Annotated in this window: 21 protein-coding genes; 12 read left to right on the plus strand and 9 right to left on the minus strand. The window is 38.4% G+C overall.

All coding sequences use genetic code 11. The features are described from left to right. Positions 1–79 precede the first annotated feature (79 nt). The 3 genes from RMA94_RS09995 to RMA94_RS10005 form a co-directional block, all read right to left on the minus strand. Positions 80–1603 (minus strand): NAD(P)/FAD-dependent oxidoreductase, encoded by a 1524-nt coding sequence (locus RMA94_RS09995; protein ID WP_311082750.1) that lies wholly within the window; start codon positions 1601–1603, stop codon positions 80–82. Positions 1604–1625: 22 nt separating this feature from the next. Then, positions 1626–2459 (minus strand): SDR family NAD(P)-dependent oxidoreductase, encoded by an 834-nt coding sequence (locus tag RMA94_RS10000; RefSeq protein ID WP_017386375.1) that lies wholly within the window; start codon positions 2457–2459, stop codon positions 1626–1628. Between the two features lie 65 nt (positions 2460–2524). Continuing rightward, positions 2525–3484 carry a metal-dependent hydrolase gene (locus RMA94_RS10005; RefSeq protein WP_005070390.1) on the minus strand — a complete coding sequence of 320 codons (960 nt, stop codon included), beginning with the start codon at positions 3482–3484 and terminating at the stop codon, positions 2525–2527. Between the two features lie 523 nt (positions 3485–4007). On the opposite strand from RMA94_RS10005, the gene RMA94_RS10010 reads away from it, so the two are divergent. Beyond that, positions 4008–4628, plus strand: coding sequence for a TetR/AcrR family transcriptional regulator (locus tag RMA94_RS10010; protein ID WP_002163161.1), 621 nt, complete (start codon positions 4008–4010; stop codon positions 4626–4628). Between the two features lie 76 nt (positions 4629–4704). Here the strand turns inward: RMA94_RS10010 and RMA94_RS10015 are convergent, their stop codons facing one another. Beyond that, a complete protein-coding gene (locus RMA94_RS10015; protein ID WP_005070386.1) occupies positions 4705–5427 on the minus strand; it encodes a pirin family protein in 723 nt (240 codons plus the stop codon). 606 nt (positions 5428–6033) lie between these two features. On the opposite strand from RMA94_RS10015, the gene RMA94_RS10020 reads away from it, so the two are divergent. The 3 genes from RMA94_RS10020 to RMA94_RS10030 all read left to right on the plus strand — a co-directional run bounded on the left by RMA94_RS10020 (position 6034) and on the right by RMA94_RS10030 (position 9018). Next, positions 6034–6261, plus strand: coding sequence for a hypothetical protein (locus RMA94_RS10020; protein ID WP_069031324.1), 228 nt, complete (start codon positions 6034–6036; stop codon positions 6259–6261). 322 nt (positions 6262–6583) lie between these two features. Further along, positions 6584–7903: an NCS2 family permease gene (locus tag RMA94_RS10025; protein ID WP_311082753.1), complete on the plus strand. Its 1320-nt coding sequence runs from the start codon at positions 6584–6586 to the stop codon at positions 7901–7903. A 116-nt stretch (positions 7904–8019) separates the two neighbouring features. Continuing rightward, positions 8020–9018, plus strand: coding sequence for an adenosine deaminase (locus RMA94_RS10030; RefSeq protein WP_032038029.1), 999 nt, complete (start codon positions 8020–8022; stop codon positions 9016–9018). Between the two features lie 44 nt (positions 9019–9062). Here RMA94_RS10030 and RMA94_RS10035 read toward each other — a convergent pair whose 3' ends face one another. Then, on the minus strand, positions 9063–9620 hold the full coding sequence (locus RMA94_RS10035; RefSeq protein ID WP_065719128.1) for a cytochrome b: 558 nt from the start codon (positions 9618–9620) through the stop codon (positions 9063–9065). Between the two features lie 237 nt (positions 9621–9857). Between RMA94_RS10035 and RMA94_RS10040 the strand changes: the two genes are divergently transcribed. Continuing rightward, the gene (locus RMA94_RS10040) at positions 9858–10247 is read left to right on the plus strand and encodes a hypothetical protein (RefSeq protein ID WP_005076998.1); all 390 of its coding nucleotides are present in this window, start codon (positions 9858–9860) and stop codon (positions 10245–10247) included. A gap of 70 nt (positions 10248–10317) precedes the next feature. Beyond that, positions 10318–10884: a ribonuclease HII gene (gene rnhB, locus RMA94_RS10045; RefSeq protein WP_032056751.1), complete on the plus strand. Its 567-nt coding sequence runs from the start codon at positions 10318–10320 to the stop codon at positions 10882–10884. A 67-nt stretch (positions 10885–10951) separates the two neighbouring features. Here rnhB and csrA read toward each other — a convergent pair whose 3' ends face one another. The 3 genes from csrA to alaS all read right to left on the minus strand — a co-directional run bounded on the left by csrA (position 10952) and on the right by alaS (position 15434). After that, positions 10952–11206 carry a carbon storage regulator CsrA gene (csrA, locus tag RMA94_RS10050; protein WP_000906487.1) on the minus strand — a complete coding sequence of 85 codons (255 nt, stop codon included), beginning with the start codon at positions 11204–11206 and terminating at the stop codon, positions 10952–10954. Positions 11207–11451: 245 nt separating this feature from the next. Then, positions 11452–12732 carry an aspartate kinase gene (locus tag RMA94_RS10055; protein ID WP_002115333.1) on the minus strand — a complete coding sequence of 427 codons (1281 nt, stop codon included), beginning with the start codon at positions 12730–12732 and terminating at the stop codon, positions 11452–11454. A 65-nt stretch (positions 12733–12797) separates the two neighbouring features. Beyond that, positions 12798–15434 carry an alanine--tRNA ligase gene (alaS, locus tag RMA94_RS10060; protein WP_039757442.1) on the minus strand — a complete coding sequence of 879 codons (2637 nt, stop codon included), beginning with the start codon at positions 15432–15434 and terminating at the stop codon, positions 12798–12800. Positions 15435–15703: 269 nt separating this feature from the next. Here alaS and RMA94_RS10065 point away from each other — a divergent pair, with 269 nt between their 5' ends. The 6 genes from RMA94_RS10065 to RMA94_RS10090 all read left to right on the plus strand — a co-directional run bounded on the left by RMA94_RS10065 (position 15704) and on the right by RMA94_RS10090 (position 22047). Next, positions 15704–16723: a type I glyceraldehyde-3-phosphate dehydrogenase gene (locus RMA94_RS10065; protein WP_311082757.1), complete on the plus strand. Its 1020-nt coding sequence runs from the start codon at positions 15704–15706 to the stop codon at positions 16721–16723. Between the two features lie 165 nt (positions 16724–16888). Beyond that, on the plus strand, positions 16889–17974 hold the full coding sequence (locus RMA94_RS10070) for a hypothetical protein (protein ID WP_311082759.1): 1086 nt from the start codon (positions 16889–16891) through the stop codon (positions 17972–17974). A 189-nt stretch (positions 17975–18163) separates the two neighbouring features. After that, positions 18164–19330: an ATP phosphoribosyltransferase regulatory subunit gene (locus RMA94_RS10075; protein ID WP_311082761.1), complete on the plus strand. Its 1167-nt coding sequence runs from the start codon at positions 18164–18166 to the stop codon at positions 19328–19330. A 63-nt stretch (positions 19331–19393) separates the two neighbouring features. Then, complete coding sequence (locus tag RMA94_RS10080) at positions 19394–20713, plus strand: adenylosuccinate synthase (protein ID WP_086264402.1); 1320 nt, start codon at positions 19394–19396, stop codon at positions 20711–20713. A gap of 121 nt (positions 20714–20834) precedes the next feature. Next, complete coding sequence (locus tag RMA94_RS10085; RefSeq protein ID WP_046812333.1) at positions 20835–21152, plus strand: hypothetical protein; 318 nt, start codon at positions 20835–20837, stop codon at positions 21150–21152. A gap of 115 nt (positions 21153–21267) precedes the next feature. Next, positions 21268–22047 carry a M48 family metallopeptidase gene (locus RMA94_RS10090; protein WP_311082763.1) on the plus strand — a complete coding sequence of 260 codons (780 nt, stop codon included), beginning with the start codon at positions 21268–21270 and terminating at the stop codon, positions 22045–22047. A gap of 54 nt (positions 22048–22101) precedes the next feature. Here the strand turns inward: RMA94_RS10090 and RMA94_RS10095 are convergent, their stop codons facing one another. Continuing rightward, positions 22102–23151 (minus strand): NADP(H)-dependent aldo-keto reductase, encoded by a 1050-nt coding sequence (locus tag RMA94_RS10095; protein WP_311082765.1) that lies wholly within the window; start codon positions 23149–23151, stop codon positions 22102–22104. Positions 23152–23248: the final 97 nt, after the last annotated feature.

Consider the following 23248-nt stretch of genomic DNA (forward strand, 5'->3'; position numbering starts at 1 on the left):
AACGAAAAAGGCAGTGCATTTCATGAAAACCTAAAATACACTGCCTCTTTCTTACAACGGATTTGATCGAAATTACAAATTAGTAAGTATTCGTCGTTTGATACGTCACTTCATAATCTTTCAAATCTACTTTTTTCAAACGTTGTTTAAGTTTTTTCAATGACCAAGGCCACGCAGCAAAGTTACGACCGTTGGCATCAAGGTAATAACTCTTACATCCGCCACTATTAAATACGGTTGTTTGCAGGTGTTTTTGAACCAAGTCATTGTGCTTTTTAATCACATCAGATTTAACATTTAACTTGCTAATTCCTTTGTTTTTAATTTTCAATAAGCCATCTACGATATAGTCGAGCTGTGCTTCTGCCAAACCAATGAAAGAATCATAGACCAATACGTTTGGACCCAAAACTAAAAATGCATTCGGTACATTTTCAATATTGGTCCCTAAGTAAGCCTCTGGTGAAGTATTTTTCCATAAATCATTTAAACGTTGTCCTTTTTCATTAAACACACGTTTACCGATTGGTGGGTGAGATACTTCAAAGCCTGTACCCCAAATAATCACATCAACTTCGTGGCGTTCACCATTGGCAGCAACCACTGTGTTGCCTTCTACTTTCACTAAACCATGTGGAATAAGTGTGGTATTCGGTGCTTGTAGAGCAGGGTAATAGTTGTTAGCAAACAAGATACGTTTACAGCCGATATCAAAGTTTGGCGTTACGTTTTTACGTAGCACTGGGTCATTAATTTGCAATTTAAGTAATTGCTTACCCAATACATTTACTGGTTTGAGCGCAAGAGGGTTACGTAAACCAAAGTTAATTGCATTCAGTGTTAACGCTACACTTTTACGCCAGCTCGCCTGAATAGCCGGATATTTAGCAATCACTGATTTACTAAATTCGCCCAAGTCTGTATCTGGTTTTGGTAATACCCAAGGTGCTGTACGTTGGAACACAAACAGTTCTTTCGCTTTTGGTTGAATTTGTGGCACAAACTGAATAGCAGATGCACCAGTACCAATCACGGCAATGCGTTTACCAGTTAAATCATAATCATGGTTCCATTTTGCTGAATGGAACATTTCGCCTTTAAATGTTTCTAAGCCCTCAAGACGTGGAATTTGAGCTTCAGTAATTGGACCTGTGGCAAAAATAACGGTTTTAGATAAATATTGACCAGTAGTGGTGTCAAGTACCCACACATGACGTGAGTCATCCCACGCTGCGTTAAGCAACTCGTTGTTAAACTCAATTTTAGAGGTAACATTAAACTCGTTACTCACATCTTCCAGATAACTTAAGATTTCTGGTTGGCGCGCAAATAAATGGCTCCATTTTGCACTTGGTGCAAATGAGTAAGAATAAAGAGCAGAAGGTACATCACACCCACAACCCGGGTAGGTGTTCTCACGCCATGTTCCACCTACACGGCCAGCTTTTTCAATAATTTTATAATTGGTATAACCAACTTGATCTAGGCGAATGGCAGCAGCGATCCCTGAAATGCCCGCACCCACAATAAAAGTATCGAAAATATGGCTTGGTGATTTGACAGCTTTTTTTGCTGATGCATTTGTTTTCATTTGCGCAGTCATATGTGTACTACCTATAAATTTCTTATTTAAATAATTTGTACGATGTGCCAAGGAACTTGGTATACAAGCTTGGGGATGCACGTTTCATAAGCCAGAATAACTTCGCATCAATTTGAGGAATGGTATACATCTCATCCTGATCAAGGCGATTAAGGGTTAATCTTGCAACATCATCACTTGTGGTCAGCGCATAGTTCATCAGTGCATGGTCTGCCAGCTTTGAATAGCGTCCGGGAATTCGACCATTTTTAATGATATTGGTAGGTACCAGCGTCGGGCAGAGCACGTTCACCTTAATGTTAAACTTACGCAGTTCGGCAGAAAGCGTTTCTGAAAGCGCACGTACGCCAGCTTTAGTCACGTTATAAGCAGTCATTTCTGGGGCAGCCGTGTAAGATGCCGCAGATGCCACATTAATAATCGCGCCGTAACCTAACTTTTTAAACTTGGGAACAAATGCGTGACAACCATGAATAACACCCCAAAGGTTAATATTCATGACCCAGTTCCAGTCTTCTAGGCTGAGTTCGTCAAATTTACCACCCAAACCCACACCAGCATTATTAATGACAAGAGTTACAGGGTGCCCAAGCAAGATTTCAGCAGTTTCAGCGAGATGGTTAACCTGTTCAGCATTACCCACATCACAGCGCATAGCAAAAGCTTTGGCGCCTTCTTGTTCAAGAAGTTTTACTGTTTCTTCAGCAGCTTCGAGATTAATATCTGCACAGACTACGCTGCCACCACGTTTCGCAAGTTCAATTGCAAAACTTCTACCAATCCCACTGCCTGCACCCGTCACTACGGCATAAGCTTTTTGGCTTGGTTTAACTTTCTTTTTGCCAAATAAAATCATGATTCATCCATAAATAGCTTGAAGAGATACCAGCTACCTCTTTGATAGCTGGAAATGCAGGACGATTAAGACATGCGTACTGGTGGGGTAAATTCTTTAACAAAGTAAGGAGCAATTGCGCCGCCTTCGGTCAGCAATTTCTTTTTGTAATACTCAAGATATTCAGTTGTATCATGATCATTTGGATGAAAGTCTGGGCGTAAGTAGTCAAGAATTTGACCAATCGTACTGCCGAAAACTCCATCTTTTGGACCAAAGATTAAGCCTACACCGCGACGAGCATCTTTCCAGAATTTCAAAGTCAGCATCTCTTGTGGCTTTCTTAACACAGGCACAAATAATGTAGTCGCAGGGATTAAACCTAAAATGGTAAATAGCGCGAGGAAGAAACCAGACGCACGTAGTGCATAACTACCATTTAAAAGTTGATAGACATCGTAGGCAATATCTTTATGCTCAGACTCTTCAAGCATATGCCACATCCACAATGCACGGCTTTTTTCATCATCTGAATAGTAGAAGTTCTTTTCGTGCTTCATCATGTATTCAGCAAGTACCGCAGTAAAATGCTCAATACCTGCCATCATTGATAATTTGAGTGGCTGTGGAAACTTTAAGAAAACATACTTAAAGAAGTTTGAGCCAAGAAAACGATATAGCGCGACAGGATATTCAGCATCTTGAAGGGCATCGTTATATTCATTGTGCAATTTAGAATGAATTGCTTCTTGGCCAATCAACGACGTTACTCGCTGCTTTAATATTGGATCTTTGATAAATTCACGGTGATGGCGAGCGGTTTCAATCACCAGATCTTCGCCATAAGTTAAAAACACCGAAAGTGTGGCAAAAAACAAAGTAGCAAATTGATTGTCCATATAGAATCTGACATCAATTTCTTTACCATCAAAACCAATATTTAAATGTCTGATTGGAATTGAACTTTTGCTAGCAAAATCTGGTAGCTCAATTTCACGCTGAAATTTAAGCTTGTTGAATGATTTTTTAACTGCGGTCGAGATCATGGCGACACCCTGAGGCAAAGTAGTGGTGCATTTTGATGAAAATCAATAAACTCAATGATCAACAAAGCACTGTAAAATTCCATTTTCAAAAACAGATAATTCTCTGCATTGACTACGGTGTTGTTGCTCCGTTATTTGTTTGATTATTTGGCTGAATAACGGAAGAAGAACCGAGGCAGACAAGAGCTGCTGAATGACTCTTCTTTAATTTTTTCATATTAATCTGACATTATGTTCGGATTCAATTCGGGTAAATTCTTAAATATATAAAAGTATTTTATAGACATTCTTTGTGATAATAATTTTAAATAAATTGATTTTATCTTTTTGAAAAATAATAAATTAAATTTATTCCTAATCTCTGGAAATAATAAATTAAAACATCAATTGATTGATAAATTGAGATCTGTTTTTCTCAGTTTTTCACTTAAGTTTGACAACTATTCGGATTTTGTTTTTTTATTTCTACCTAGTCAGATTACATGCTAATCTGACTTTATGTTCGGATTATTAATTAGATCGTATGACTACGCGTAAACCACGTCAAACTCGAGCTAAAGTCACTGTCGACACGATTATTGAAGCAGGTTTTATTGCCGTGGCACTTCATGGACCGAGTGGAACCACGACACGTCATATTGCAGAAATTGCAGGAGTGAGTGTCGGGTCTTTATACGAATATTTTAAAAATAAAGAAGAAATTTATGATGCGATGAATCACTTTTTTGTTCGGGAAATTCTGGACATGATTACAGAGCTTACACCGACAATTTTACAGTTGGAGTTAGAGCCTGTCATCGAAATGATTTTTTATACTTTTAGTGATTTATTAAAGAAAAATAATGACCGTTATTTGACTGTTTTACGTTATGCAGGAGAATTGCAGTACGACAAATACATTCCCAAAATTGAACAGGCTTTAATGGAAGTGATCATGAAATATATGATGCATAATCCAAAATACCTAAAAATCAATAATTTGCCTGTAATTACCTATATTTGTATCAATAGTGGAATTTTTAATGTCGCACGGCATCTTATTTTGCCAAACCCTTATATTAGTTTTGATGAAATGGTGCAGGGGCTAACTACTATGATTATGAGCTATATCAATACAGAGATGGCTCGTTCAGAAGAGCACTGAGCAGAGTTAGAATTTTTATAAGTCCAAGTAACGATAAAAAGCCCTCACATAAACTTTATGTGAGGGCTTAGTTGCATTATGGCATGGTTGGAACTTCTTCAGGACGCATATCGAAAATCAAAATTTCGGCGTTATCACCATTGGTAAACGATAAGCTTCCACCGTCACGAATACGTGCTGCGTCGCCAGTATTAAAAGTTTTACCATTTACATCAACACGACCTTTGGCAACGTGTAGGTACACATAACGACCCTCAGGAATTACAAATTCAGCAGTTTCTTCACCATCAAAAAGACCTGAGTAAATATTAATGTCTTGTTTGATCGATAAAGTTTTCTCACCACCTTTTGGTGAGATGATCAAATGCAATTTACCGCGTTTGTCTGCTTCATCAATATGAACTTGTTGATAGCCTGGCTCTGTATTCACTTCATTTGGAACAACCCAAATTTGCAAGAAATGAACACCTTCTTGAGCTGAATGGTTAAATTCACTATGAGCAACACCACGACCTGCACTCATCAGCTGAATATCGCCTGGTACAATTACAGAACCTGTACCCATCGAGTCTTTATGCTCTAATGCGCCTTCAAGCACATAGGAAATAATTTCCATATTGCGGTGAGGGTGAGTACCAAAGCCTTTAGATGGAGCAACGTTATCATCGTTAATTACAAGGAGGTCCGAAAAACCGACTTGTTTAGGATCCCAATAGTTAGCAAATGAAAAGCTATGTTTTGATTGTAACCAACCATGATGTGCTGCACCACGCTCGTGAGATAAACGCATATCAAACATGATGTATTCTCCTCATTTAATTTTTTATCTGAGTGCATTTTATCGTAGCGTTTATGGGAATAAATCTCTGAAAATAGAAAGCTTGGTGTGATTTATGGAACGATGAAACTTGAACGTAATTTTGCTAGTCCACCAATAGGGTCAAAGGAGAAAAAATATTTTTTAAATAAGATGAAGATTTCTTTGAGATGAATTTTTACTTTTAAAGCTAAACATGCAACATAGAAATTAGTCGCTAAAGAAACAATTTTAAAGAAAAGTAAATTAACGAAAATAGTTCCTCTTTATTTCATTTAAAGCTTAGCAAATAAAAAGAAATTTCAAGCCGTATACACATTTGTCTATGCTCTATCTTTAAAATAACTTAAGAGTTAAAACCGATAAAAAGATAATATTAAAAATAACTAAAATAAGCTCTTATTAAACAAAGTTACTTTTCAATGGAAAAGTTTAGTATTTATTAGTTTTTTTAATGATATTTTTAAAATAACTTTTATTTTCAATAATTTGAATAAGAGTGTGTTATTGTAAATAAATGTGAAAATATTCACAAAGCTATAATTTTTTGTTAAGATCATTAACATTAAAAACATAGAGATAATAATAATGATCAATAAAGTATTAATAGTGTTGTGTGTGAGTATCGTCTTTGTATTAGGGTATTGGGCTTATTTAGATACTCAAAATAAAAGACATCAAGAGCTAATGCAGATCATACAAGAAGCTGAAAAAAACCTGCAAAGTATCGAACGAAATCCGAATCATGCTCATCACAGCAATTTAGCTTCTTTTCATATGCAACAATATATAGGCGAGAAAAAAATTATTTTCTAGCAATAACGAGCTATAAATTTCTAACTTTTTACAGTGTCATTGGTCATATCTTTTCATAAATTTTGATCATGTTTCTGTTGAATCTGTTAAACTTATTGAACGTATAGTAAAAAAGCTGCATAGGGGTTATGCAGCTTTTTTGTGTTTCAAGAGGGGCTGTGGTTGTTTGCTATGTATAAAGCTAGAAATCAAATGAGTGGCATATTTGTTGCTTCTTAAATTTGAGATTCTTGTTTATAGGACTGAACAGAAAAACAATATTGTTCAGCGACCTACATAGACGTAAATATTCCACAGTTCAGATTTTGCATAGAGGCTACTTATGGCGGCGCCCAATTCTTCGGCAGGCTGGTTAGAGCGTTTATTTAAGCTAAGCGACAATAAAACCACTTTCCGAACTGAAGTTCTTGCTGGTGTAACTACATTCTTAACGATGTGTTACATCATTATTGTCAATCCACTCATTTTATCTGAAACCGGCATGGATCATGGTGCCGTATTCGTTGCAACCTGTTTGGCAGCAGCAATCGGATGTTTAGTAATGGGGATCATTGCTAATTATCCAATCGCACTGGCCCCTGGTATGGGTTTAAACGCTTACTTTACCTACTCGGTTTGTATGGGGATGGGTGTGCCATGGCAAACAGCTTTAGCCGCTGTTTTTGTTTCAGGCCTTGTCTTTCTTGCAATTAGCTTCTTTAAAATTCGTGAAGCGATTGTTAATGCGATTCCAATGTCACTTAAGTTTGCAATCGGTGGTGGTATTGGTTTGTTCCTAGCACTGATTGCACTAAAAAATGCTGGAATCATTGTTGATAACCAAGCGACCTTAGTCGGTTTGGGCGATATCAAACAGCCTACAGTATTATTAGCGCTATTCGGATTTTTAATGATTGTGGTTTTACACCAGTTAAAGGTTCGCGGTGCAATCATTATTAGTATTTTAGTGGTTACGGCCATCGCTACTGCTTTAGGTTTAAATGAATTTAAGGGTGTAGTGGGTCAAATTCCTTCAATTGCACCAACATTCATGCAAATGGACTTTGAAGGTCTATTTACAGCAAGTATGGTCGGCGTCATTTTCGTATTCTTTATTGTCGACTTGTTTGACAGTACAGGTACTTTGGTTGGTGTTTCACACCGTGCAGGTCTTTTACAAGACGGTAAATTACCTCGTTTGAAGAAAGCATTATTTGCAGACTCTACTGCAATCGTTGCAGGTGCCGCATTAGGTACATCTTCAACTACACCATATATCGAATCAGCTTCAGGTGTAGCAGCAGGCGGACGTACTGGTTTAACTGCTGTTGTGGTTGCAGTCTTATTTATCTGCTGTTTATTTTTAGCACCTCTTGCTCAATCTGTACCAGGTTTTGCAACGGCGCCAGCTTTATTGTTCATTGGTGTGTTGATGATCCAAGGAATCACTCACATTGATTGGGATGATATTACTGAAGCTGTTCCAGCATTTTTAACCATTGTATTTATGCCATTCACCTATTCAATTGCTGATGGTATTGCAATGGGCTTTATTAGCTATGCATTAGTTAAATTATTCACGGGTAAGGCAAAAACTGTACCGTACATGGTATGGATTATTGCTGCGCTTTGGGTATTTAAATTTATCGTGTTTGGCGGTTAATATGATTTTTTATAATTTTCTTCTTGAGCTATCTTAGACATAGTTTTCAATAAGAAGAAAATTATAAAAGGGTGTGATTTTGACCACACCCTTTTTTCTTTAGACGTGGAGTTAATATGAATCAAGTCGAGCTGATTCGCGCCTTACCAAAAGCCGAATTGCATGTGCATATTGAAGGGACTTTCGAACCTGAATTAATGTTTGCAATTGCCCAGCGCAATCAGATTCAGATTCCTTACAAATCTGTTGAAGAAGTAAAGCAAGCTTATAACTTTCATAATCTTCAATCATTCTTAGATATTTACTATGCTGGCGCGAATGTTCTTGTACATGAACAAGACTTCTATGATTTAGCATGGGCTTATTTTGAGAAATGTGCCGAAGATCATGTCGTTCACACAGAAATGTTCTTTGATCCGCAAACCCATACAGACCGTGGTGTTGCGTTCTCAACTGTGATTAATGGTTTAAAACGTGCTTGTGTAGATGCCAAAGCTAAGTTTGGTATCAGCTCTCAACTGATTATGTGTTTTTTACGTCATTTAAGTGAAGAAGCTGCATTTGAAACGCTTGAACAAGCGCTGCCGTTTAAGCAAGATATTATTGCTGTAGGCCTTGATTCAAGTGAAGTAGGGCATCCGCCAGCTAAATTTGAACGTGTTTTTGCTAAGGCGCGTGAAGAAGGCTTCTTAATCGTGGCTCATGCTGGTGAAGAAGGTCCTCCTGAATATGTATGGGAAGCTTTAGATCTACTTAAAGTGAATCGTATTGATCATGGTGTGCGTTCTGAAGAAGACGAACAATTAATGACGCGTTTAATTAATGAAAAAATGCCATTAACGGTTTGTCCTTTAAGTAATTTAAAGCTATGTGTTGTTAAGGATATGAAAGATCATAATATCCGCCGTCTTTTACAAAAAGGCGTACATGTGACGGTTAACTCAGATGATCCTTCATATTTTGGTGGATATATGAATGATAATTTCTTTGCCATCCAGCAAGCATTAGACTTAAACAATGATGAATTGAAACAACTCGCAATTAATTCTTTTGAAGCTTCTTTCATTTCAGATGAAGAGAAACAAAAGTGGATTGCAGAAATCCAAAAAATCTAAATAAAAAAACCGCCTATCTCGGGCGGTTTTTTTATATATCAGGTTTATTTAGGCTGTTTGGTCATACTATTTAAAATATTGTCTTTATCAATAAAGTGATGTTTCAAGGCTGCAAGTACATGCCCTACAATAAGAAAACCTGCAAACCAAGAAATATAAATATGTAATGGTTTAACAACAGCTAAAAGCTCTGGGTTATCTTGCACTAAACGTGGAATTTCAAACAAATATAAAACAGGGGCAGGGTGACCAGCACTCCAACTAAACAAGCAACCCGTAACAGGTAAAGCAACCAAAATCACATAAAGGAATAGATGACCAACGTGTGCCAGAGTTTTCATCATCGGTGACATGGTGTCAGGTAGTTTTGGAGCTGGATGTGTATAGCGCCATAAAATCCGGATAATGACTAAAAAGATAATTGTGGTTGCAATGTTCTTGTGCAACGTAATCACATCACCTTTAAAGCTGCCATCAACGTCATAGCTTAAAAAATTTCCACTATAAAAGCCAATAACCCATGCGACGATGAAAATAATTGCCATCACCCAATGCAGAATTTGTGCTGTACGGGTGTAATACTGAGAGGAAGCAGTAGGCATAAAAGACCCTTTTTTTGTCGTTTTGATTTGTGATTTTAGGGGAAAGCACAGATTTTGAGAAATGTTTTATATGTGACAGAGCGTGCTAAAAACAGAACGTTTTACTCCAAAAAGCATTTGATGAGCTGAATTTCACTCGGCAAAATAGTTTGCATAAATGCATCAAATTATTTGTTTCTTCTAAAGTTGAGTTTAGGCACAATACGCGCTGCCAACGTTCAATCAAAGGAAAAAATGATGAAAAAATTGATGCTCGCTCTAGCGCCAGTTGTTTTAGCTTTAACAGCATGTGCAACAACTACAGGCACTGGTACAGGTGCTGCTTCTGCACAAACCACAACTCAACAATTAGGCGTTGCTGCGTTAAAGGTTGCTGTAAATGCGAAATGTATTACAGAGATTAATAATGTTGCAGCTTGGAAAACAGCAACAAAATATATGACTGCTGAGCAACGTGATAGCATCCAAACGAATGTGTGTGGTTGTGTGAGCGAAAAAGCTCCAAACAGTGTGACAGCAGTAGAATTAGCTGCAGCTGCACTTGATGTAAATACACGTGCTACAATCGTAAACCAAGTGGTTTCTAAAACTGTAAACGCTTGTGTGGCAGAAGCTTTACAAAAGTAATTAATAAATTATGTGTTAAAGAAGGCTGATTACTATTGATCAGCCTCTTTTATTTAAAGGTAGTGAGTTGATGTTTATTGCTGGTGTAGATGAGGCGGGACGGGGGCCTTTAGTAGGTTCGGTTGTGGCAGCAGCCGTTATTTTAGATCCGAATAATCCAATTTTAGGATTAAATGATTCTAAAAAATTAACTGAAAAGAAACGTGAAAAGTTGTTTATTGAAATACAAGAAAAAGCCTTAGCTTGGTCAATTGCTGAAGCAACTCATGCTGAAATTGATGAGCTAAATATTTTACAGGCGACTTTTTTGGCTATGCAACGCGCTGTTGATGGCTTGAAAACTCAACCTCAAAAAGTGATCGTTGATGGTAATCAAATTCCGAAAGGAATTATTATTCCTTGTGAAGCCATTATTGGTGGAGATGCAAGCCATGCTGAAATTAGTGCAGCAAGTATCTTGGCAAAAGTGACACGAGATCGACAAATGGCAGAATTAGATCAGCAATATCCGTTATTTGGTTTTGCCAAACATAAAGGATATCCAACCAAAGCACATTTTGAAGCGATTGCCGTGCATGGCGTGATTGATCAGCATCGTCGTAGTTACGCACCTGTTAAACGTGCTTTAGGTCTATAAATACAACCACTTAAAAAATTTAAAGCGACTATAAAGTCGCTTTAATTAGGGAGAGAACAACTTCATACTAACGATTGAAGTTTTTCTGTGCATAATTATCATCTTCATAAGAAACTTGATAATCTTGATCAAGATGTTGAAGGTGTTCATGCATTGCACGTTCATGTTGAATACGTTGATAAATTTCTTCGCGATGAACAGAAACCTCTTTTGGTGCATTCACACCAATACGAACCTGGTTTCCTTTGACGCCAAGCACAGTAACACTGACTTGATCCCCAATCATTAATGTTTCCCCGACACGGCGGGTCAGAATCAGCATGTTTATCTCCTTGCTAAACGCTTAAAACTGCAATATTGGTACCCAAATAAAAAGCTCAACCTCAGTTTTCAGTCAGATTCTAACAGAAATATGAGAACAAAGTCATATTTTGATAATCTCTGCCAAAAACTTTCCGTTTAATATAACAGAGCCGCTATAAAAAAAACTATAGCGGCTCTGTGTTTTCTTTGATTATTGTCGGACAAGTAAACATTTTTTAATGAATTCTTGACCGGTTGGTAAAATTAAGCGCGGGCGCTGCTTTCACCATGTTCACGATCCAAACCAAAAGCGGTATGTAAGCAGCGAACAGCAAGTTCAAGGTATTTCTCGTCGATAATCACAGAAACTTTAATTTCAGAAGTTGAAATCATAAGAATGTTGATACCTTCATCAGCAAGGGCAGTGAACATTTTGCTCGCTACACCTGCGTGTGAACGCATACCTACACCAACGATAGACACTTTAACGATGTCATCACGTGTTGAAACTTCACGTGCGCCAATATTTTTAGCAGTTTCGTTTAAGATTTTTTCAGCTTTCGCTAAATCAACACGGTTTACTGTGAATGTGAAATCTGTAGTGCCATCTTCTTCAACATTTTGCACTATCATATCGACTTCGATATTGGCATCACTTACTGGTGATAAGATTTTAGAAGCAATGCCTGGTTCATCAGGTACACCTAAAATCGTTAATTTTGCTTCGTCACGGTTAAAAGCAATACCTGCAATAATTGGCTGTTCCATAGTATCTTCTGCCTCAGTAGTAATGAGTGTACCAACATTTTCTTTAAATTCGTCGTCAAAAACGCCGTCGTCGTCATTATCAAAGCTTGATAATACACGTAAAGGAACTTGATATTTCCCGGCAAACTCTACTGAGCGAATTTGTAAAACTTTAGAACCTAATGATGCCATTTCTAGCATTTCTTCAAAAGAAATACGGTCGATTTTTTTGGCTTTAGGAGCAACGCGAGGGTCAGTAGTGTAAACACCATCTACATCAGTGTAAATCTGGCATTCGTCAGCTTTTAAAGCAGCAGCAAGAGCAACACCAGAAGTATCTGAACCACCTCGACCTAGTGTTGTGGTATTTCCATTAGCATCAAAGCCTTGGAAACCAGCAACCACAATAACACGGCCTGCATCTAGGTCATTGGTCATGACATCTGTATCAATAGACTCGATACGCGCCTTGGTAAATGCACTGTCAGTTTTAATACCGACTTGACGTCCGGTATAGGATTTAGCTTCCACACCAATCGAATTAAGTGCCATAGCTAACATGGAAATCGTCACCTGTTCACCGGTTGAAACCATTTGGTCTAACTCACGTGGGTCAGGTGTTTCGGTAATGGCTTTAGCGAGAGCAAGTAAGCGGTTTGTTTCACCACTCATTGCAGATACGACCACAACAACCTTGTGACCGTGATCATGCCAACGCTTCACACGACGAGCAACATTTAAAATGCGCTCGGGGGTACCCATAGAAGTACCGCCATATTTTTGAACGATTAATGCCATAGTTGTTCCATATAAGCCATGACCCTGAGAGGCTTTTCAGGGTCAGTTACACAAAAAGTGAAGTCTTATTTTTGTTCAAGCCATGCAGGCAATGCTGCGATAACTTGTCCAAACTTCTCGTTAAGTGGCGCGCCACCTTGTGCTAAGTCAGGTTTACCACCACCTTTACCACCTAACTCGGTTGCTAGATGTTTGATGATGTCACCTGCTTTTAGAGTTGCAGTGTATTGTGATGCAACTGAAGCAAGTAGGCTGACTTTGTCACCCTCTACACCAGCTAACACAATAACTGCATTCTCTAATTTCGATTTAACACTGTCGTGTAAGTTGCGAAGTGATTTTGCATCTACACCTTGAACAGTGGTAATAAGCGTTTGACGACCAGCAATGGTTTGTACCTGATCAATCAATTCTGACGCTTGGAAGTTTGCCAATTTCTGATTGAGCTGTTCAATCTGCTTTTGTAATGCAGAAACCAATTCAACATTGGCTTGTACACGCTCAACAGTTTGGTCTTTCTGTGCTTTTAATAAGCCATTAATGTGCTGGATATCAGCATCAGTTTTTTGTACTACATCTAGCGCTTTAGTACCTGTAACAGCTTCAATACGACGTACACCAGCAGCTACACCACCTTCAGAAGTGATTTTGAATAAACCAATATCACCTGTACGTTTAACGTGGATACCACCACAAAGTTCAATTGAGAAGTTTTTCTCATCAATAATTGAACCCATAGAAAGTACACGTACTTCATCACCATATTTTTCACCGAACAACATCATGGCACCTTTAGCTTTTGCAGCCTCGATATCAAGAAGTTCGGTTGTTACAGCACTATTTGCAATAATTTCTGCATTCACTAAGCGCTCAACTTGTTGTAACTGTTCAAAAGTTACAGGTTGGTCATTAGCAAAGTCGAAACGTAAGATATCGCTTGCAACTAGAGAACCTTTTTGTTGTACATGTGAACCTAAGATTTGACGAAGGGCAGCATGTAATAAGTGAGTTGCAGAGTGGTTACGTGCAGTTGCCTCACGAATGTCTGCTTTAACAATCGCTTCAACGTTTTGATCTGCTTTAAGGCTACCAACGGTCACAATACCTTGATGAACAAAGGCACCGCCTGACTTTTTAGTATCTTGAACTTCAAAAATACCAGTTTCGTTTTTGAAGATACCAGTATCACCAATCTGACCACCACTTTCAGCATAGAAAGGAGTTTGGTTTAAAACGATAAGTGCTTCATCACCTTCAGAAACTTCGTCAACTTGTACGCCATCTTTATAGATCGCTACAATTTGACCTTGACCAGTGGTGTTGATGTAACCATCAAACTGAGTTTCGCCTTCAACTTTTACAATGTTGTTGTAGTCGACTGCAAACTTACCAGCATCACGAGCACGTTGACGCTGTGCTGCCATTTCTACTTCAAAACCAGCTTCATCAATAATAAAGTCACGTTCACGTGCAATATCAGCAGTTAAGTCTGTCGGGAAGCCGTAAGTGTCGTAAAGTTTAAATACAGTGGCACCAGGAATCGTCTTATCTTTTAATTGAGCAAGCTCACCTTCAAGTAGTTTTAAGCCTTGCTCAAGTGTTTTAGCAAACTGTTCTTCTTCACGAATTAAAGTTGCTTCAATCACATCTTTACGAGCTGCAAGCTCTGGATATGCATCACCCATAACTTCAATTAAAGGTTGCAACATTTTGTAGAAGAACGTACCAGTTGCACCAAGTTTATTACCGTGACGCACAGCGCGGCGGATAATACGGCGAAGTACATAACCGCGACCTTCATTACTTGGATTTACACCATCAGCAATGAGGAAACAGCATGAGCGCGCATGGTCTGCAACAACACGTAAAGAAGGCTGACCTTGGTCTTCAATACCAATAATATTTGCAGCAGCTTTTAATAGGTGTTGGAACAGGTCAATATCATAGTTTGAATTAACATGTTGCAATACAGCAGAGATACGCTCTAAGCCCATACCTGTATCAACAGACGGAGCAGGAAGAGGGTGAAGCACGCCATCAGCAGTACGGTTAAACTGCATGAAAACGTTGTTCCAGATTTCAATGAAACGGTCACCGTCTTCTTCAGGTGAGCCTGGTAAACCACCCCAAATGTGATCACCATGGTCAAAGAAAATCTCAGAACATGGGCCACATGGGCCAGTATCACCCATTGCCCAGAAGTTATCAGATGCGTATTTTTCGCCCTTATTATCACCAATACGGATAATACGTTCTGGTGCTAAACCGATTTCTTTGTTCCAGATATCGTAAGCTTCGTCATCGGTGTGGTAAACCGTGGCATAAAGTTTATCTTTTGGTAAAGCAAGCCATTGTTCGCTGGTTAAAAATTCCCATGCGAATTTAAGCGCATCACGTTTGAAATAATCACCAAATGAAAAATTACCTAACATTTCAAAGAATGTATGGTGACGTGCAGTGTAGCCAACGTTGTCTAAGTCATTGTGTTTACCGCCAGCGCGTACACATTTTTGAGATGTAGTTGCACGCACATAGTCACGTTTCTCAAGACCTAAAAAGCAGTCTTTAAACTGGTTCATCCCAGCATTTGTAAATAATAAAGTTGGGTCGTTGGCAGGAACAAGAGAACTCGACGCGACACGTGTATGCCCTTGCGTTTCAAAGTAGCGCAAAAATGCTTCACGAATTTCAGCAGATGTCATTAAACGAGTACTCACAACCAAGTCACTCCATATTTTCGAATTTGGCTAAATGTATCAATGCCTGTTTGTTTTATGCCAAACCTTGCATGTGATACGGGGCTTATTTTTTAAAAACGCTAAATTGTAGCGGAAAAACCCCACCGAACCAACGATTTTAAAAGGAATATCTTACAAAACTGTGATTTGGCTAAAAATCTATATTCAATTGGCCTTGACGTGCTTTACTATATGCCTTCTTTAGTTTGTAGTTTTGTTGATAAGGATAGGTCATGCAACGTATCGCCATTAATGGGTTTGGTCGGATTGGACGTAATGTTTTACGCGCCTGGTTCGAAAGCCCAAAACAATTTCATTTTGAAATCGTGGCGATTAACGATATAGCAGATGTCCAGACATTAGTGCATTTATTTAAATATGATTCTACGCACGGCCGCTTCAATGGAAATCTAGATATATTCATTGAAAATGAAAAAGTTTTTTTGAATATTCAGTCAAATCAACGAACGCTAAAAGTTGAGGTTTTAAAGCAGAAACAACCTGAACTTTTACCATGGTCTAGTTTAGATATTGATGTGGTACTTGAGTGTACAGGACTGTTCCGTTCTCATGCGGATGCGACACGTCATCTACAAGCAGGGGCGAAGCGGGTCATTATTGGGGCTGCACCTTTTGATCATGTTGACGCAGCCATTGTTTATGGTGTGAACCATAATGAAGTCAAAGTGACTGATCAGATCATATCAAGTGTTTCATGTACTACGCAGGCTTTAGTTCCATTAGTCAAAATCATTGATGATGCTTTTGGTATTGAAACAGCACTTATGACAGAAATTCATGCGGTAACGGCAGATCAATCTGTTCTTGACCACGCACATCGTGATTTACGGCGTGCTAGAGCTTCAGGGCAAAATATTATCCCGACCACATCTAGTGCACTCGGCGCATTAAAGCGTGTTATGCCTAAAATGGAAGACCGTATTGATGGTTATTCAATCCGGGTGCCGACTATTAATGTGGCTGCAATTGACTTAACTTTTATCGCGCAATCTCCAATTACTGTGCATCACATTAATGAAATACTAATTAAAGCTTCTCAAACAGATTATGCAGAAATTATGGCGGTAACAGATGAGCCATTAGTTTCGAGTGATTTCAATCATTCACCTTATTCACTCATCGTTGATTTAACTCAGACGATGGTAGTTGGCCATCAAGCTAAAGTATTTGCTTGGTACGATAATGAATGGGGCTATGCAAATCGATTATTAGATTTGTGCGATTCTTTCTAAATATGATTTTAAATCATTTAAGGGTGTTAAATTAACACCCTTTTTATGGTTGTTAATTTCTAATATGAAAAGTTCAAATAATTAAAATTCTAAATATTAGTATTGTGTAAAATTATATCTATTTGTATGATTCGCAAACATTAAAATTTTAATTATAGAGTTCATATGAAATTTAACTCAAAAAGAATAAGTGGTTTTTTAATTTTTACATCTACTATTATTTTAGCTGCTTGCGGTGGTGAAGGCTCAGATCAGAATACCCATGATCAAGCCGAAAATAATTTAGAAAAAGAAGACAAAATTTACCAAGTCTATTATCAACCTTCTGATATTTCTTCAAGTATCTACAGTGATTCTTTTGAAATTACTCAATATTCAATTAAGAATAATGAAATCTTTTTTGCAAAGTCACATAACCAACCGCTAGAAACTGAACTTTTAACTGAACAGAAAGTTTTAAATAAAGGGACGTTACAAACACATACTGTGAAAAGGTTAACATCTAGCAGTTGGACTTATGAATTAACGCCTGATTTGAAAGAAAATTTAAAGTTTGAAATTGTGAAGTTGGATGGTGAAAATATCTTTGATCGTGTATTACCTGGCTATAAAGAAAATAAAAATTTAGAAACAGGCCTTCACAATCAACTTGATAAAAATTTAATAGATTTCTACCAAAATTATAAGAATGTTAGGTTTCCAAAAAATAGTTATTGTTATCGTTTAAAAGAAACTCAATGGAATCAATCTTATATTTCTTATATATCTAGTTTTAATTCAAATCCTTCGTTTAGTGAGAAAAAGCAGTCAATTATCGAAAGATATAATAACTTAGGCCAAGATAAAAAGTATTTTAGGCTTCTAAATTCGCAGTGGTATGGTTATAACTTAACTGTTTTAGAAAACTTAGAAACTGGTGATATTCAAAGCGCATTGGGAAATAATAATAACCAGTCTGCTTTTTTTATTAATTTTATATCAAGTAGTCGGTGGGATGCTGATAGAAATTTAGCGTATGAAAAGTCTCATCTGTATTCTATAGAAGATAACCCGCTTAATAATATGCATTCATTAATTGCTTTCAGACAAAAGATAAAAATCGCAAATCTTGAAAAAGGTTGCTTTGCGTTTAATACTCAAGCAGCTCAAGCTATTCAAAGATTAAATCTGGTTAACTGGCAACAAGGAGATAGCTCAGATATTGGCCCATTCTTTGGTCGAAGAACTTTTGTCTATGATATGAGTGAATGAGAATAAAGTATTGAATATTATTATTAATTCATTAAATCTTCTTTTTGACTTTAGAGTTTATTAAGAAAGATTTATGCAAATTGTCAGGTGCATGGCACAAAGTATCATGCTACACTAAGAGAAATCGGGTGTGTTCCCGATTTTTTTATGTGGGGTCGTTCCACGTTGATCAGATTTTAGGCTTGAAATATGACCATTTCAGAGACATGGTTGCTGCCTGACGGGGTAGCAGATGTATTGCCGGAACAGGCGCAAGTCATTGAAAAACTTCGCCGTGAAGCTTTAGATTTCCTCGCGGTACGAGGTTATCAATTGGTATATACACCATTTATCGAATACATCGAATCGTTGTCTTCATTATCAGAATCAAATCAAGACTTAGATTTAGTAACTTTTAAGGTCATTGATCAGCTCTCAGGCCGTTTACTCGGTGTTCGTGCTGATATGACGCCACAAGTTGCACGTATCGATGCACATGTAAGACCAGTTGAAGGCGTTGCACGTTACTGTTATTCAGGGACTGTATTACATACTAAACCACAAAATTTCAATGCCACACGTGCACCTCTCCAATTAGGTGCAGAGTTATACGGGCATGACAGTATCGAAGCTGATGTCGAAATGGTCGATGTTATGCTGGGGCTGATCGAGAATATCTACACTTTACAAGGCGCACATCTAGATTTGGGCCATGTAGGGTTGTTCCGCAGTTTAGTAAAATGTGCTGGACTGTCAAAAAATGAAGAGCATGAGCTTTCAGATCTTTATCAAAGAAAAGCGTTACCAGAGTTAGCTGAATTTACTCAAAACCTGAATATGGGTTCTGATTTCTATGCGCTTGGTCGCTATTCTAGTGATCTAGAAGCATTACAGTCGAATTTAAGTGCAAACATCTTACAAGATGCTGAATTTAAGTCAGCATTAGATGCACTTAAAACGACACATGCGCAAATTAAAGGCCGTTGGCCAAATCTCAATATCGGTATTGATGTTGTAGAGCTACGTAGTTATCACTATCACACTGGTTTGATGTATGCGGTCTATGCACCGAATCGTGCTGCGCCTTTAGCACAGGGTGGCCGTTATGATGGTATTGGTGAGCACTTTGGCCGCGCACGTCCTGCTACTGGATTTAGTTGTGATTTATATGCCTTAGGTGCAAATCAGTTCGCCGAAATCGAAACTGTTGTTGCTCCAAAAGGCTCAGAACAGGATTTACTCTCAGCAATTTCGAATGCACGCGCTCAAGGTTTACGTGTCGTTCAATTGTTAGGTAATGATGATTTAAGTTCTATTCCATATGCGACCCATCAATTCGTGTCGCAAAATGGACAATGGAATATTGAAAAGATTTAATCGCCAGCGGTAAATTTTTACTGGTGGTTTCCAATTTTAACAGCATGATGTAATGAGGCTATTATGGGCAAAAATGTTGTGGTACTTGGTACCCAATGGGGCGACGAAGGTAAAGGTAAAATCGTCGACCTGCTCACAGATCAAGCGGCTGCGGTAGTACGTTATCAAGGCGGACATAACGCAGGTCATACTCTTGTCGTAGGTGGTAAAAAGACTGTATTGCACCTCATTCCATCAGGCATTTTACGTGAAAACGTATTGTGCTTAATTGGTAATGGTGTAGTACTTTCACCAGCCGCGTTAATTGAAGAAATGGGAATTTTGGAAGCGGAAGGTGTTCCTGTTAAAGAACGTCTACGTATTTCTCCAAACTGTCCACTCATTTTGCCTAACCACATTGCACTTGATCAGGCACGTGAGAAGAAACGTGGTAATGCTAAAATCGGTACTACAGGTCGTGGTATTGGTCCTGCATACGAAGATAAAGTGGCTCGCCGTGCAGTGCGTGTTGCTGACCTTGTTCGTGGTGGTGCAGCGCTTGAAGAAAAACTCCAAGAAATGCTTGAGTTGCATAACTTCCAGTTAACTCAGTTCTACGGTGTAGAAGCTGTTAAATTTGAAGATGTATTGGCTCTTTGCAACCAATGGCGTGAAGTGCTTGCTCCATTAGTGATTGATGTTACTAAAGTGTTGCATGACTATCGCAAAGAAGGTAAGGCGGTAATGTTTGAAGGAGCTCAAGGCTCACTTCTTGATATCGATCACGGTACTTATCCGTATGTTACAAGTTCAAATACAACTGCTGGTGGCGTAAGCTCTGGTTCAGGTATGGGACCTTTACACCTTGATTATGTATTGGGTATTACTAAGGCTTATACAACACGTGTAGGTGCTGGTCCATTCCCAACTGAATTGGTTTACGATGCAGCGACTGATTCTGGTGACCCAATTGGTAAACACTTAGGCACAGTTGGTCATGAATTTGGTGCTTCTACTGGCCGTCAACGTCGTTGTGGTTGGTTTGATGCTGAAATTCTTCGCCGTTCTGTAGATGTAAACTCACTTTCAGGTATTTGCTTAACTAAACTTGACGTTTTAGATGGTTTGGAAGAAGTAAAAATCTGTGTGGGTTATGAAAATACAGATTCAGGTTGTGTAGGTTCTTCAGATGCAGTTTCTTTCGAATGCTTGAAGCCAATCTATGAAACTATGCCTGGTTGGAGCGAGTCGACTGTTGGTTTAACTAGTATCGATCAATTACCAGCAAATGCTTTAGCTTATGTTAAGCGTATTGAACAATTAATCGAATGTCCGATTGATATTGTTTCAACTGGTCCAGACCGTGCAGAAACAATTGTTTTACGTCATCCATTCTCTGCTTAATTAGCAAAGATTAAAAAGGCCTCCTAAAAGGGGGCTTTTTTATACCCGACTAAAGTGCAGTTTTCGTTTTATTAGATCCAGATTAAAACGTTATATATAGATCAGGAAGGATGGGCTCAGGATGAAGCTGCAACCAACTATTTCAAAAACAATTTTTTATTCTTTTTTATTTGCTATTGGTGGTTCACCCACGCTGGCAATGTTGATTATTTATGGACAGGAATATCATGAAGACTTCTTTATGACTGCGTTTATGAGCTTGTCGGTTTTGTTCGCATGTGTGTTAATTCCTGTCGTATTCATACAAAATAGTTATTTACTCTGGAAAAAGGAAAGTCCTAATCTTGAAGAGAAAGTTAAGACCTTAAGTCATGTTTATCTGGGTTTAAATGTAATCTGTTTGATTTTCTGGATTTATTTGATGACGTTATCTGCTTGATCGTTACATAAATACTATGATCATGGAGAAATGAGACATTCAAAGCGTGACTGGTATTTCTTATAATAAGTGCAAAAGAATAAACAGCTTTTTATCGATTTAGGTGATCCGTGTTATGAATAAAAAACTCTTTTTAAGCTTGTGTGCAGCAAGCGTGATGACCATTTCTGGCTGTGCAACCGTAGCGGACATGGCAGGTGCAGATACTGCAACCTTGAATGCTCAATCTGCTCAAGGTTTTAATAAGATGGTGCAGGAAGCACGTGGTAAGGGTGCTCTCGATACAAGTTCTAGTACATATAACCGTATTAATGCTGTATTCAACCGTTTAAAACCATATGCGAACCAGATGAATCAGACTGGTCAACCATTTGGCTGGCAGTTAGCGGTGTTGAAATCAGATACGATTAATGCTTACGTTGCACCTGGTGGCAAGGTAGTGTTCTATACAGGTATTGTGAATAAATTGAACCTGACAGATGCTGAAATTGCAGCTGTTATGGGACATGAAATGACACATGCTTTAGAAGAGCATGCAAAAAGCAAAATCGGTGCACAAGCTTTAACTGATTTAGCTCTAGGCATCGGTTTAAGCTATGCGGGTAATAACGTAGGCCAGCTTGGTACTGCTGCCGCTCAGTTAGGTACACAAGTGGGTGTGGGCTTACCATATTCTCGTAGCTTGGAAAGTCGTGCTGACCAAGGTGGTTTAATGTTGATGGCGCGCGCAGGCTATAATCCAAATGCAGCGATTACACTTTGGGAAAAAATGAATAAGCTTGAAGGTGGCGGTGGTTCATCATTCTTGTCTACTCACCCATCTAACTCACAACGTATTGGTGATATGCGTAAAAACTTACCTGCGGCAATGGCAGTTTATAATAGCCGTAAATAAGATATAAATTTTATATAGATAAAGAAAACGGATGCTTAAGCATCCGTTTTTTATTTAAGGAGCAGGGTTGGGCTGTTGGGTATGGATGGCCTCAATACCTTTTAGAACTTCACTTGGTAGTTCAATCTCAAATGCCTGAATATTTTCTTTGAGTTGATCTAAATTAGTGGCACCAATAATTGTGCTGGTCACAAAGAATTGTTGCTTAATAAAAGCTAAGGCCATTTGAGTTAAGCTTAGCCCATGCTTTTCTGCTAGCTGTGCGTATTGTTCAGTCGCCCATTCGCTTTGAGGGTTGCTGTAGCGGCTAAAGCGAGGGAATAGTGTTACACGAGCATTGGCGGGACGCGCACCATTTCTAAACTTACCCGTTAAGTAACCAAAAGCCAGAGGAGAGTAGGCGAGCAAGCCGACATCTTCATATTTAGCAATTTCTGACATACCTATTTCATAAGTGCGGTTAAGCAGGCTATATGGGTTTTGAACACTTACAAATTTACTGACACCTAGCTTTTCGGCCAAATGTAAAAATTTCATGGTGCCCCACGGGGTTTCATTTGATAAACCAATATAGCGAATGCGCCCGCGATTAATCTCTTCTTGTAGAGCAAGTAATGTTTCTTCTAGAGGTGTTGTGTCGTAATCATTTTCAGCTTGCTGATTGCCATAAGCGAGCGTACCAAAAAAGTTGGTATGACGTTCAGGCCAATGCAATTGATAAAGATCGATATAGTCCGTTTGGAAGCGTTTAAGTGAACCATCTAGAGCTTTGGCAATATGGTCACTGTTAAAGCGCGTATGGCCTTCTCGAATGTGTGTTCCTCCAAAGCCCGGACCTGCAATTTTAGATGCGAGAAAGACTTTGTCACGTTGTCTATGCTGGGCAAACCAATTACCAATAATCGTTTCAGTTGCACCATAAGTTTCAGGTTTTGGTGGAACGGAATACATCTCAGCCGTATCCCAAAAATATAAACCATGGGCCAAGGCGTAATTGAGTTGTTCAAAAGCTTCTTGTTGGGAGTTTTGCTCACCAAATGTCATGGTGCCTAAACAAATTTCTGGAAGTTTAAGGCCTGTGCGACTAAGTGGGTTAAATTGCATACAGCGGAATCCTTGGAAATTTTGAGTTAGCCTAACGGAGAATATGTATTCAACTTAAATCATAAAATTAGAATAGTTTGTAAGTTTTGTGTATTAA

The organism is Acinetobacter sp. V115_6 (assembly GCF_031799025.1).
Classification (GTDB): Bacteria; Pseudomonadota; Gammaproteobacteria; order Pseudomonadales; family Moraxellaceae; genus Acinetobacter; species Acinetobacter pittii.